Annotated in this window: 10 protein-coding genes; 5 read left to right on the top strand and 5 right to left on the bottom strand. The window is 72.4% G+C overall.

Annotated elements, in window-relative coordinates:
- The first annotated feature begins 40 nt into the window (after positions 1-40).
- The 3 genes from BN4251_RS15625 to BN4251_RS15615 are packed head-to-tail and all read left to right on the top strand — an operon-like array spanning position 41 to position 3,353.
- Positions 41-1,204: a Gfo/Idh/MocA family protein gene (locus BN4251_RS15625; protein ID WP_087485944.1), complete on the top strand. Its 1,164-nt coding sequence runs from the start codon at positions 41-43 to the stop codon at positions 1,202-1,204.
- Between the two features lie 5 nt (positions 1,205-1,209).
- Complete coding sequence (locus tag BN4251_RS15620) at positions 1,210-2,490, top strand: DUF993 family protein (protein WP_087485943.1); 1,281 nt, start codon at positions 1,210-1,212, stop codon at positions 2,488-2,490.
- On the top strand, positions 2,487-3,353 hold the full coding sequence (locus tag BN4251_RS15615) for a sugar phosphate isomerase/epimerase family protein (protein WP_087485942.1): 867 nt from the start codon (positions 2,487-2,489) through the stop codon (positions 3,351-3,353). Before BN4251_RS15620 ends, BN4251_RS15615 begins: the two co-directional genes overlap by 4 nt.
- A gap of 208 nt (positions 3,354-3,561) precedes the next feature.
- Here BN4251_RS15615 and BN4251_RS15610 read toward each other — a convergent pair whose 3' ends face one another.
- From BN4251_RS15610 to BN4251_RS15600, 3 genes are all read right to left on the bottom strand, one after another.
- A complete protein-coding gene (locus BN4251_RS15610; protein ID WP_087485941.1) occupies positions 3,562-4,362 on the bottom strand; it encodes an ATP-grasp domain-containing protein in 801 nt (266 codons plus the stop codon).
- Positions 4,363-4,473: 111 nt separating this feature from the next.
- Positions 4,474-5,532, bottom strand: coding sequence for a LacI family DNA-binding transcriptional regulator (locus tag BN4251_RS15605; RefSeq protein ID WP_087485940.1), 1,059 nt, complete (start codon positions 5,530-5,532; stop codon positions 4,474-4,476).
- Positions 5,533-5,644: 112 nt separating this feature from the next.
- Positions 5,645-6,427 (bottom strand): sugar phosphate isomerase/epimerase family protein, encoded by a 783-nt coding sequence (locus BN4251_RS15600; RefSeq protein ID WP_087485939.1) that lies wholly within the window; start codon positions 6,425-6,427, stop codon positions 5,645-5,647.
- A gap of 218 nt (positions 6,428-6,645) precedes the next feature.
- Between BN4251_RS15600 and BN4251_RS15595 the strand changes: the two genes are divergently transcribed.
- Positions 6,646-7,203 carry a hypothetical protein gene (locus tag BN4251_RS15595; RefSeq protein ID WP_087485938.1) on the top strand — a complete coding sequence of 186 codons (558 nt, stop codon included), beginning with the start codon at positions 6,646-6,648 and terminating at the stop codon, positions 7,201-7,203.
- 12 nt (positions 7,204-7,215) lie between these two features.
- On the opposite strand, the gene BN4251_RS15590 is transcribed toward BN4251_RS15595, so the two are convergent.
- A complete protein-coding gene (locus BN4251_RS15590) occupies positions 7,216-7,920 on the bottom strand; it encodes a CE1759 family FMN reductase (protein WP_087485937.1) in 705 nt (234 codons plus the stop codon).
- Positions 7,920-9,083, bottom strand: coding sequence for an LLM class flavin-dependent oxidoreductase (locus tag BN4251_RS15585; protein ID WP_087485936.1), 1,164 nt, complete (start codon positions 9,081-9,083; stop codon positions 7,920-7,922). The genes BN4251_RS15590 and BN4251_RS15585 overlap by 1 nt, the downstream gene beginning before the upstream one ends.
- Before the next feature lie 351 nt (positions 9,084-9,434).
- On the opposite strand from BN4251_RS15585, the gene BN4251_RS15580 reads away from it, so the two are divergent.
- Entirely contained in the window at positions 9,435-11,513 is a 2,079-nt protein-coding gene (locus tag BN4251_RS15580) for a S9 family peptidase (protein WP_087485935.1), read from the top strand.
- Positions 11,514-11,579: the final 66 nt, after the last annotated feature.

Raw genomic sequence — 11,579 nt, 5'->3', positions numbered from 1 at the left:
GCGACGACGCCGACGGCGCACAGCACACAGGAGCAGACTCATGGCCACACGCAGGATCGGGATCATCGTCAACGGCGCCACCGGGCGCATGGGCTATCGCCAGCACCTGGTGCGATCCCTGCTCGCGATCCAGGAGCAAGGCGGAGTCGAGCTCGCCGACGGCGACCGACTGCTGCCGGACCTGCTGCTTGTGGGGCGCAACGAGGAGAAGCTGCGCGGCGTCGCCGAGAAGCACGGCCTGACGAAGTGGACCACCGACGTCGACGAGGCGCTCGCGAACCCCGACTACGAGGTCTACTTCGACGCCCTGGTCACCAACCTGCGCGTGGAGAACCTCAAGAAGGCCATCGCCGCGGGCAAGGCCATCTACACCGAGAAGCCCACCGCCGAGAGCTTCGAGGACGCCCTCGAGCTGGCGCGACTGGCGAAGCAGCACGGCACCGTCAACGGCGTCGTCCACGACAAGCTCTACCTGCCCGGCCTGCTCAAGCTGCGCCGCCTGATCGATTCCGGCTTCTTCGGCGAGATCCTCTCCGTGCGCGGCGAGTTCGGCTACTGGGTCTACGAGGGCGACTGGCAGACCGCCCAGCGCCCCTCCTGGAACTACCGCTCCGAGGACGGCGGCGGCATCGTCGCGGACATGTTCCCGCACTGGAACTACGTCATCGAGGAGCTGTTCGGCCGCATCGAGGATGTCTACGCCCAGACCGCCACCCACATCGGTGAGCGCTGGGATGAGAAGGGCCAGAAGTACACCGCCACCGCCGACGACGCCGCCTACGGCGTCTTCCGCCTCGAGGGCGGCACCGTGGTGCAGATGAACTCCAGCTGGGACGTGCGCGTGCACCGCGACGAGCTGGTCGAGTTCCAGGTCGACGGCACCAAGGGCAGCGCCGTCGTGGGCCTGCACGGTGCCCGCATCCAGCCGCGCGAGGCGACCCCCAAGCCGGTGTGGAACCCCGACGTCAAGGACGGCCACGACTATCGCGGCGACTGGATCGAGGTGCCCGACAACGCCGGGCCCGGCGGCTTCGACAACGGCTTCAAGGTGCAGTGGGAGGACTTCCTGCGCCACTATGTCGAAGGCCGCGACTATCCCTTCGACTTCCTCTCCGGCGCGCGCGGCGTGCGCCTCGCCGAGGCTGGCCTGACCAGCTCCGCCGAGGGTCGCCGGATCGCGCTCGACCCGCTGACGGAGGTGTGAGCCCCATGAGCACCATGGAGCTGACCCTGCTCGATGCCGACGGCACGCTGCGCCGCATCCCGCTCGCCGACGCGCCCGCCTTCGCCCCGCCCACCGCGCCGCTGCGCTCCCGCGTGGTCTACGCCGCCGTGCACGTGGTGCCGCAGGTCCACGGCGACAACACCCCCGGCGCCCCGGCCGACATCGACTGGGACGCCACCCTCGCCTTCCGCCGCACCATGTGGTCCCGAGGGCTCGGGGTCGCCGACGCGATGGACACCGCCCAGCGCAACATGGGCCTGGACCCCGCCGCCACGCGTGAGCTGATCTCCCGCACGGCCGACGCCGCCCGGGAGGCGCTCGCGGACCCGCAGTTCTCGGCAGTGTTCCCTGCGGGGGCGCGCGTGAGCGACCTCGTCGTCGCCGGTGTCAACACCGATCAGCGCGAGGAGCACCAGCTCAGCCTCGAGGAGGTCGTCGAGGCGTACGTCGAGCAGCTGCGCGCCACCGAGGCCACCGGCGCGGGCGCCGTGCTGATGGCCAGCCGCCACCTCGCCCGCGTCGCGACCACCGCGGCTGAGTACGAGGACGTCTACCGCCGCGTGCTCGAGGCGGCCACCGAGCCCGTCGTGCTGCACTGGCTCGGCACCGCCTTCGACCCCCAGCTCGAGGGCTACTTCGGCAGCACCGACTCCGAGGTCGCCGCCGACACCCTGCTGCGCATCATCGAGGCGGATCCCGCGAAGATCCGCGGCGTGAAGATGAGCCTGCTGGACGACGCCGCCGAGATCGCCGTGCGCGAGAAGCTCCCCGCCGGGGTGCGGATGCTCACGGGCGATGACTTCCACTTCTCCCACCTCATCGTGGGCGACGGGACCTGCACCACCGCGGCCGACGGGCAGCAGGTGGCCGGCGAGTACTCCGACGCCCTGCTCGGCGCGTTCGCCGCGACCGCCCCCGCGGCGTCGGCCGCCGTGCAGGCGCTGGATGCGGGCGACCCGGAGGAGGCGCGGCGCATCCTCGACGCCTCCGAGGAGCTGGGGCGCCACGTGTTCTCCGCCCCCACCTTCCACTACAAGACCGGGGTGGCGTTCCTGGCCTGGCTGAACGGCCACCAGAAGGCGTTCACGATGGTGGGCGGCCTGCACAGCGCCCGCAGCCTCCCGCACCTCTCGCGCACCATCGAGCTCGCCGCCACCACCGGCAACCTCGAGGAACCCGCGCTCGCCGCCGAGCGCTGGCACTCGATGCTGCGCCTGGCCGGGTACGAGATCGACGCCGCCGCCGCGACGGGAGCCGCCGCATGAACACCCCGCCCTCCGAGCGCCTCGGGACCGGCACCCCGCGCCTGTCCCTGAACCGCTGGACCTTCCGCACCACCCCGATCCAAGAGTTCCTCGAGGTCGCCGCCTCGCAAGGCATCGACGCCGTGGGCCTGTGGAGGCAGGACGTCGCCGAGGTGGGCCTGGACGCGCTGCGGCGCCGGGTCGACGACGCGGGATTGCGCGTGAGCACGGTGTGCCGCGGCGGCTTCCTCACCGCCTCCGCCGAGGCCGACCGCGCCGCCGCCCTCGAGGACAACCGCCGCGCGATCGATGAGACCGCCGGGCTCGGCGCCCCCACCCTCGTGCTGGTCGTGGGCGGGGTCGACAAGGCCGACAAGGACATCGTCGGCGCCCGAGCCCGGGTCACCGAGGCGATCGCCGAGCTCGCGCCTTACGCGCAGGAGCGCGGGGTGACCCTGTCGATCGAGCCGCTGCATCCCATGTTCGCCGCGGACCGCGCCGTGGTCTCCACCCTCGACCAGGCCCTCGACATCGCCGAGTCCTCCGGCAGCCCCGCCGCCGGGGTCGTGGTGGACACCTACCACGTGTGGTGGGACCCCTACCTCGAGCGCGCCATCCAACGCGCAGCCCAGGCGGACCGCCTGTTCAGCTACCAGGTGTGCGACTGGAACCTGCCGCTCGCGGCGGAGCCCCTGCACTCCCGCGGCTATATGGGTGACGGCTACATCGACTTCCCCTCGATCACCCGCATGATTCGCGATGCCGGCTACACCGGGGACATCGAGGTCGAGATCTTCAACGAGGACGTGTGGGCCACTCCAGCCGACGCCGCCGCGAAGATCATCGCGGACCGCTTCGAGGAGCTCGTGCTGCCGCACGCGTGAGGGTGGGATGCCGCCCGTCCCCCGGTCGCCGCTTCCTGCCCGTCGCTCGACGAAAGGTTCCAGCTGGCTGGCACTTTTTGCCTCGTGGTGCGGCTTCCCACCGGCCGCTTGACGAAAGGTGCCAGCTGGCTGGCACTTTTCATCGAGTGGTGGGATCCGGGATGCGGGGCACTGGCCGCGGGGCCACGGTGCACGGGCCGGGTGGCGGCTACGTGCCCTGGCCCGCGGCGTGCTCGCGCAGGTGCGCGGCGACCAGCCCCGGCGCGCCGTCCACGCCGCGGTAGCCGGGGAAGGCGTTGACGTCGATGACCACCGGGCCGCCCGGGGTGTGCAGCACGTCTGCCCCGAAGAGGTGCACGCCGAGCACCCGTCCCGCCGCGAGGGCGAGGCCCACCAGCTCCTCGTCCGGGGTGAACGGCTCACCGGAGGTGACGTGGGGATGGGTCAGGGTCGAGGGCTTGAGCAGGCCGCGTACCTCGCCGCCCGCGACGTAGAGCTTGCGGTCGATGTCCTCGGCGACCAGACGCGGCTCCACCAGGTAGGGGCCGGTGAACGGCGCCTCGGCAGGGAGCGTGGCGGCGGTGCCGGCCAGCACCTGGCTCCCGCGCCCCGGGCCCGAGAGGGCCTTGACCACGATCTCTTCGTCCCGACCCGATTCGAGCACCGACGCCCAGTCGGCGTGCTCCTCGGCCCGGGGCACGGGAATCCCCGTCTCGGCGAGGCGGGTGTGCCACAGACGCCGGTCGCGCAGCAGCTCGTCGGCCGCGAACGGTGCGCACAGCGGGATGCCGCGGTCATGGAGCGCGCCGAGCAGCGGGGTGAGGGTGGTGTGCAGGCCGCGGTGGGCCACCAGGTCCTGCCCGTTCAGCGAGTCGGGATCGATGGTCTGCTCATGCGGCAGCAGCACGTCCACCGTGCTCCCGCCCGCGGTGAGATCCTCGATGACCTCGGCGAGCAGGGAACCCGGCTTCGGCGGCTTGCCGAGCAGCAGGGAGAAGCGCAGGGACATGCTCCAGTATCGCCGGGCAGCGGGCTCTCTCGGAGGGTTTCGCGCCAGTATCGCCGGGCGGCGGGTTCTCGCGGGTCGCTTCGCGCCGATCCACCCCCGTGCCGCCGGGACTCAGCCCCGCCCCACCAGCGCCGTGGACTCGCCCAGCAGAACGTCGCCGCGCACATGCACCTCGGTCGAGCGCGCGGACTCACCCTCCGAGCCGTTCGAGCCGTCGAGCACCCACTCGACCGCCTGGCGCGCCATCTCTGCCAGGGGCAGGGCGATCGTGGTGAGCGTCGGGTTCGAGTCGGAGGCGCCAGGCACCCCGCCGAAGCCCGCCACGGCGACCTGGCCAGGGACGTCCACGCCGCGTCGGCGCAGCTCGCCGAGCGCGCCGAGGGCCATGACGTCGGCCGGAGCGAAGACGCACAGCGGCGCATCGTCGGAGGCGGGGGAGGATGTCAGGTGGTCGTGCAGGCTTTCGCCGAGCGCGTGGCCGCCCGCGCGGGTGAGGTCCGCGGCGGTGCTCAGCTCGGGCTCGATCCCGGCCTCGGTGAGCGCGGCGACGAAGCCGCCGGTGCGGTCGCCCGCCGAGGGGATCCCGGCGATGCCCTCGACCACGGCGAAGCGGCGGTGCCCCTCGACCACCAGGGCGGTGGCGAGCTCGTGCGCGGCCGCGGCGTTGTCGGGCACGATCGTGCGGCCCATCCCGAGCGACTGGCCCAGGCCCACCACCTTGCCGCCGTTGCGCTCGAAGCCCTCGAGCAGCAGGCGGATCGCGGCGTCGGACTCGTTGCCGTAGCGGTGCGAGCCCACCAGCACCAGCGCATCGACCTGCTGTGCGATCAGGGAGCGCAGCGCGCGGATCTCGGTGTCGATCTCGCGGTCCGTCTGGGTCAGCAGCACCTGCGACTGCGAGGCGAACACCTGCTGCTGGACCTCGCGGGCGATCGTCGCGAAGTAGGGGTCGGCGATGTCGTGCACCACCAGGCCGATCAGGCCCGAGCGGGAGCGGGCCAGGGCCTGCGCCTGGGCATTGGGGACATAGCCGAGCCGGTCCGCCGAGGCGCGCACCTTCTCGGCGACGGCCTTGCCGGGCACCCTGCTGGACCCGTTGAGCACACGGGAGGCGGTGGCCAGGGAGACCCCGGCGTCCTGGGCGACGTCACTGAGGCGCACGGCGGGCATCTGGACTCCTTCTGCAGGGGGTGCGGGGAAACGCTGTCCCCGACCCGGTCAGCATAACGACGAGCCTGCTCGCCAGGGCGTGAATGGGGTGGCCGGGTGGCGATCGGCACGTCTAGCGAGGCGGCTCGGCGCCGGCGGTGATCAGCTCACGGAGGGTCTGCGCCTCGCGGCGCAGCAGGGCCGGATCGTCCTCGGGGACGAACTCGAGCAGGGCGTCATGCTCCCCGCCCGCCGCGGCGACCACCCCGAACGCCTCCCGCCACAGCGCGGCGCGCGCCGAGAGCGGCAGACGCTCGCTGCGCGGCCACCACGAGAACACGTGGAGGGTGGAGAGGCGGTGGACCGCCCGGCGCAGCGTCTCGAGCGCCTCCGCCTCGGGCATGCCCTGGTGGGGCTGCCAGTAGGTGCGCAGGTTCGCCCGGCCCACCTCGTCGAGCAGTCGCAGGGTCGAGCCGATTTCGTCGGTGAGGGTACGGCCGTGGAACTCGAGGCCGACGTCGATGCCGTGCGCGGCGGCGAGGTCCGCGAACTCCTGCAGGCGGCGCACGATGCGGGCGCGTTCGGGGGAGGGGACGTCCGCCGAGTCGGCGCTGCCCGCCCAGACCCGGATCCGCGGGGCACCGAGCTCCCGTGCGGCGGCGAGCACGGCCTCGCCCTCGGCGCGGACCACCTCGTCGCTCCCCTCGAAGCGCAGGTAGGAGCCGTAGGAGGCAACCGACAGCCCCGCCTGCTCGGTGAGCTCGCGCGCCCGACGGGCCGCGACGAGATCGCCGGGCGGGACGTGCACGTCCCCGGCCCACTCGATGCGCTCGAGCCCCGCCTCCGCGGCCAGGCGCACGACGGTGGGGACCTCGAGGGCGCGGAAGGTCACCGAGCACAGGCCGGGTCGGATCATCGGGTCCTCCTCAGGGGTGCGGAGCCCACGGCGCGGACGTCAGCGTGCGGAAACCGTATTCCTCCACGTTACTGCGCACGCGACGGGTGTCAAGATCCGAGCGTGCCGACGCGTTCATGAGAGACCTCTCATGATCGTCTGGCCGCCCTCTCATCTGCGCCCGGTGGACTGTGCACACATAGCCGTGCAGTGAGCGGAAGACGAAGGAGCGCAAGCGCATGAGGAAGAAGACGATCTGGACCGTCGTGGCGGGCACCAGCGCCGCCGTTCTGGCCCCGGGCGTCGCCTATGCCCTGGTCGCCGGCGGTGCCTCGATGCCCACCGAGGGCCCCGGCATCGGCAGCGACGGCTCCGAGACCTCGTTCGGCGACCAGCAGGGCCCCGACCGGCCCAACATCGGCGCCGATCTCGACCCCGCGGAGAACGGGGACGAGACCTCGAAGGATGCCGACCAGGATGCGGTCAAGGACGCTGTCGGCCCGAAGCAGGTCCCCGCGGTGGAGTCCCTGAAGTCCGGCGCCTCCGCGCCGGCGGCCCCCTCAGCGGTCACCGCGGTCTCCGCCCCTTCGCCGGTCTCGCCGCCCACTCCGGCGCCGGCCCCGCGCACCACCACGCAGAAGGCTCCGGAGTCCCCGCAGAAGTCGACGCCGAAGAGGGCTCCCGCGCCCAAGCAGGTCGTGCAGTCGGCGCAGTCGCCGGTCTCCGCGCCGTCCCCGGCCACGCCCCCGTCGCCCGACACCCCGGATTCGCCGGAGTCCCCGGACTCGGCCGACTGAGCCGCCGCGCCGTCAGCCGCGACGCAGCAGCCTGTCCATCGGCACGAAGTCGGAGAACTCCGCATCGAGGGTGCTCCGGGTGGCCGGGGCATCGGTCTCCGCAGTCTCGACCTCAGCCGCCGCGGAGTCCTGCGCGCCCTGCGCGCGCTCGCCGATCCCCGCACCCACCATCGTCGCGAGCTCGGCGGCCGCACGGCGCACCCGCGCCGTCAGCGGCTGCTCATCGGCCTGCCCCTCGGTGTCGGCGCCGAAATCGGCCGACGCGGCGAACACCGAGGTCGGTACGATCTCCGCCTTGAGGTAGCCGAACATCGGCCGGATCGCATAGTCGATCGCGAGGGAGTGACGCGCGGTGCCGGCGGTCGCGCCGAGCAGGATGGGCTTGCCCTTCCACAGCTCGATGTCGACCGCGTCGAAGAACATCGTGAACAGCCCCGAGGGGCCGACGTTGAACACGGGGGTCACCGCGATCACGGCGTCGGCCGCCCGCACCTGCTCGATCACCATCGACAGGCGCTCGCCCGGGAAACGGGTCAGCAGGGCATCGGTGATGTCGTGGGCGTGCTCGCGCAGCTCCACGGTGGTCACCTCGACCTCGGCGCCCGTGCGGCCCAGGGCCGCGGCCGCCGCGCGGGAGAGCTGGTCGGTGAGCATCCGGGTGGAGCTCGGAGTGGAGAGTCCGGCGGTGAGCGCCAGGATCCGGTAGGTGGTGGTCATCAGCGCTGTCCCTTCGCGTTCTCGGCGCGCAGGCCGGTCCAGTTGTCGCCGGTCTCGAAGCGGTAGGCGTCGTCGAAGGCGCCGTGCCGTGCTTCCGAGGCGGCGACCCGAGCGGCGTGGGTGGGGGCCTCGGGGACGTCGGCCGGCCTGCGGGCTTCGAGCTCGCGGCGCAGCACCGGGACCACCTCGGTGCCCAGCAGTTCGATCTGCTCCATGACGGTCTTGTGCGGCAGGCCCGCGTGGTCCATCAGGAACATCTGGCGCTGGTAGTCGCCGACGTGATCGGCCATGGTCAGGTAGCGCTCCACGACCTGCTCGGGCGAGCCGACGGTCAGCGGGGTCTGTGCGGTGAAGTCCTCCATCGACGGGCCGCCGCCGTAGACCGGGGCGTTGTCGAAGTAGGGGCGGAACTCGGTGATCGCGTCCTGGGAGTTCTCGCGCATGAATGCCTGACCGCCGAGGCCCACGTAGGCCTGGTGGGCCTTGCCGTGGCCGTAGTGCTCGTAGCGCTCCCGGTACAGCTGCACCATCTGCTTGGTGTGGCTCATGGGCCAGAAGATGTTGTTGTGCAGGAAGCCGTCACCGTAGTAGGCGGCCTGCTCGGCGATCTGCGGGGAGCGGATCGAGCCGTGCCACACGAAGGGGGCCACGCCGTCGAGCGGGCGTGGGGTGGAGGTGAACTGCTGCAGCGGGGTGCGGAACTGGCCCTCCCAGTTCACGACATCCTCGGTCCACAGGCGGCGCAGCAGGTCGTAGTTCTCGATCGCGAGCTCGATGCCCTTGCGGATGTCCTGCCCGAACCAGGGGTAGACGGGGCCGGTGTTGCCGCGGCCCATCACGAGATCGACACGGCCGCCGGTGAGGTGCTGCAGCATCGCGTAGTCCTCGGCGATCTTCACCGGATCGTTGGTGGTGATCAGCGTGGTCGCGGTGGAGAGGATGATCCGCTCGGTCTGCGCGCCGACGTAGGCCAGCGTGGTGGTGGGGGAGGAGGTGACGAACGGCGGGTTGTGGTGCTCGCCGATCGCGAAGACGTCCAGGCCCACCTGCTCGGCGAGCTTGCCCTGCTCCACCATGGACCTCAGGCGCTCGTTCTCGGTGGGGACCCTGCCGGTGGTGGGGTCCGGGGTGATGTCGGCGATGGTGAAGATTCCGAACTGCATGATGATCGCTCTCCGTGAGTGGCTCCGTTATGTTTCAAGATTAAATTAGTTGTCGAGGGGGTGCAAGCCGGAGGTGACGGCCCTCGCTCGGCGGGGTGGGGTGACGGGACCTGGGCGGGCCGGGGCGGCGGCTGGGGGTGATGGTCGGGTGCTGGCGTGGGAGCGACCTGTATGCCGATATCTCTGCAGAGGTCGCTGTGGCGCCAGCACCCGACCACACCCCGGACACGGCGGCCTGGGTGTTGGCTGGCCCGGGATCGACTGGCCGGGACTGCTCGGGTAGCAGCTGCCCTGCGCCCAGGTCGCCTGTCCCCGCACCCCGACCTGCGAACGGTGGCAGGATGGCGTGTCATGACACGAGCGAGCATCGAGAACCTGCTGGACGCGACCCGCTTGGCGGGCCTGATCACCACCGAGGGCGGCCGGATCCTGGCGAAGGTCTCCTGCTTGGATGCCAAGCGCACCGCCTATCGCGGTTCTCTGGTGGAGCTCGAGAAAGAGGGCGGGGACCGGCAGATCCTGCCGCTGACCCGCGGCAGCTCCTCCATCGGGGCGGTCGCCGCCGCCGAGGACGGCACCACCTTCTTCACCGCGAAGCGCGTGGGCGAGGACGGCGAGGAGGCTGAGGATGCCCAGCTGTGGGGCCTGCCCGTGCGCGGCGAGGCGCGCGAGCTCGCCGCCCGCCCCGGCGGCTTCGGCTCCCTCGCCGTCGCCGGCGGCCACCTGATCGCCGAGCTCGAGGTCCACTCCCAGGCGGCCGACGAGACCGAGCACGCCCGCCTCTCCGCCGAGCGCACGAAGGCCAAGGTCAGCGCCGCTCTCCACGCCGGTTTCCCCAGCCGCTACTGGGACCACGACCTCGGCCCCACCCGCCCCGTCGCCGCCCTGCCCGAGGACCTCGCCCGCGCCGAGGCCACCGCCCCCGCCGGCGCCCCGGAGAGCGCCGAGGACGCAGGTGCTGACGCCGCCGCCGCCGACGCCGCCGCCGACGAGCCCCGCGCGCAGGTGCTCCACTTCCGTCACCTCGAGATGCCGGCCGGACGCCTGCTCAGCTGGACCGTGGACCGCTCCGGCACCCGCGCCCTGGTCTCGATGCAGGACTCCCGCGGCGAGCTGCTCGCCGTGCCCGACCTCTACCTGCTCGACCTCGTCGGCGCCCAGCCCCCGCGCCTGCTGCGCGCGGCGACCGCCGAGCTCGAGTTCAGCCCCGGGGAGTTCAGCCCCGACGGCACCCGCGCCCTGATCGGCCGCGAGCGCACCTGGACCGCCGAGGCGAGCCTCGCCAGCACCCCCGAGCTGCTGGACCTCGCCACCGGCGAGTCCGCCCCCGTGTGGCCCGAGCTGGACCACTGGGTCTCCCCGGTATGGCTCGACGAGAACACCCTCGTGGCCACGAGCGATGACCAGGGACGCGGCTCCGTCTGGATCGGTGCGCCCACCGACCCGGCCCCGCGCCGCCTCGCCGGCGGCCCCGGCCAGGACCTCGCCTTCTCCTCCGCCTCGATCGCGGACGGCCAGATCATCGCCGCCGCCTCCGGGATCGCCGTCGCACCCCACCCGGTGCGGATCGACCCCGCCACCGGCGAGGTGACCGCGCTGCCGAACCCGGCCGACGCCGTCGCCCCCGTCGGCTCCCTCACCGAGGTCTCCGCGACCGCCGAGGACGGCACCGCGCTGCGCGCCTGGCTGCGTCTGCCCGAGGGTGAGGGCCCGCACCCGCTGGTCGTCTTCGCGCACGGCGGTCCGTGGGGCTCATGGAACGCCTGGACCTACCGCTGGAACCCGAACCCCTTCGTGGACGCCGGCTACGCGGTGCTGCTGCCGGACCCCGCGATCTCCACCGGCTACGGCCAGGCGATGATCGACCGCGGCCAGCACGAGCTGGGCGGCGCGCCCTACACCGACATCATGGCGCTCACCGACGCCACCATCGCCCGCACCGACATCGACGCCGAGCGCACCGCCTTCGCCGGCGGCTCCTACGGCGGCTACATGGCCAACTGGGTGGCCGGGCACACCGGCGACCGCTTCCGCTGCATCATCACCCACGCCTCCCTGTGGGACACCGCGACCATGGGCGCGACCACCGACAACTCCGGCTGGGAGCGCCCCATGCGCACTCAGAACCCGCAGTACAACCCCAAGGAGCACGTGCGCGAGATCGTCGCCCCGATGCTCGTGATCCACGGCGACAAGGACTACCGGGTGCCGATCGCGCAGGGCCACGCCCTCTGGTACGACCTGCACGAGTTCTCGGCCACACCGCGCGATGCCGAGGGCCGCACCCGCCACCGCTACCTGTACTTCCCCGACGAGGGCCACTGGATCCTCGGCCGCGGCAACGCGCAGGTCTGGTACGAGACCTTCCTCGGCTTCCTCGACGAGCACGTGCGCGGCGAGGCCTGGGAGCGTCCCGCGACCCTGGGCTGAGCCGCCGCCGGCCTACCTCCGCTCCGGCGGGCTGAGCGAGCAGGAGCTCGAGCGCCTGCGGGAGCG

It is taken from the genome of Brachybacterium massiliense, assembly GCF_900184245.1.
In the GTDB taxonomy this organism is placed as follows: Bacteria; Actinomycetota; Actinomycetes; order Actinomycetales; family Dermabacteraceae; genus Brachybacterium; species Brachybacterium massiliense.
This window is presented reverse-complemented; position numbering and strand designations above follow the sequence as displayed.

Bases quoted from the DNA above. Each gene is read 5' to 3' on its own strand.
- BN4251_RS15610 (WP_087485941.1), bottom strand. From the start codon at position 4,362: ATGTCCCTGCGCTTCTCCCTGCTGCTCGGCAAGCCGCCGAAGCCGGGT.
- BN4251_RS15625 (WP_087485944.1), top strand. From the start codon at position 41: ATGGCCACACGCAGGATCGGGATCATCGTCAACGGCGCCACCGGGCGC.
- BN4251_RS15585 (WP_087485936.1), bottom strand. From the start codon at position 9,083: ATGCAGTTCGGAATCTTCACCATCGCCGACATCACCCCGGACCCCACC.
- BN4251_RS15605 (WP_087485940.1), bottom strand. From the start codon at position 5,532: ATGCCCGCCGTGCGCCTCAGTGACGTCGCCCAGGACGCCGGGGTCTCC.
- BN4251_RS15580 (WP_087485935.1), top strand. From the start codon at position 9,435: ATGACACGAGCGAGCATCGAGAACCTGCTGGACGCGACCCGCTTGGCG.
- BN4251_RS15590 (WP_087485937.1), bottom strand. From the start codon at position 7,920: ATGACCACCACCTACCGGATCCTGGCGCTCACCGCCGGACTCTCCACT.
- BN4251_RS15615 (WP_087485942.1), top strand. From the start codon at position 2,487: ATGAACACCCCGCCCTCCGAGCGCCTCGGGACCGGCACCCCGCGCCTG.
- BN4251_RS15595 (WP_087485938.1), top strand. From the start codon at position 6,646: ATGAGGAAGAAGACGATCTGGACCGTCGTGGCGGGCACCAGCGCCGCC.
- BN4251_RS15620 (WP_087485943.1), top strand. From the start codon at position 1,210: ATGAGCACCATGGAGCTGACCCTGCTCGATGCCGACGGCACGCTGCGC.
- BN4251_RS15600 (WP_087485939.1), bottom strand. From the start codon at position 6,427: ATGATCCGACCCGGCCTGTGCTCGGTGACCTTCCGCGCCCTCGAGGTC.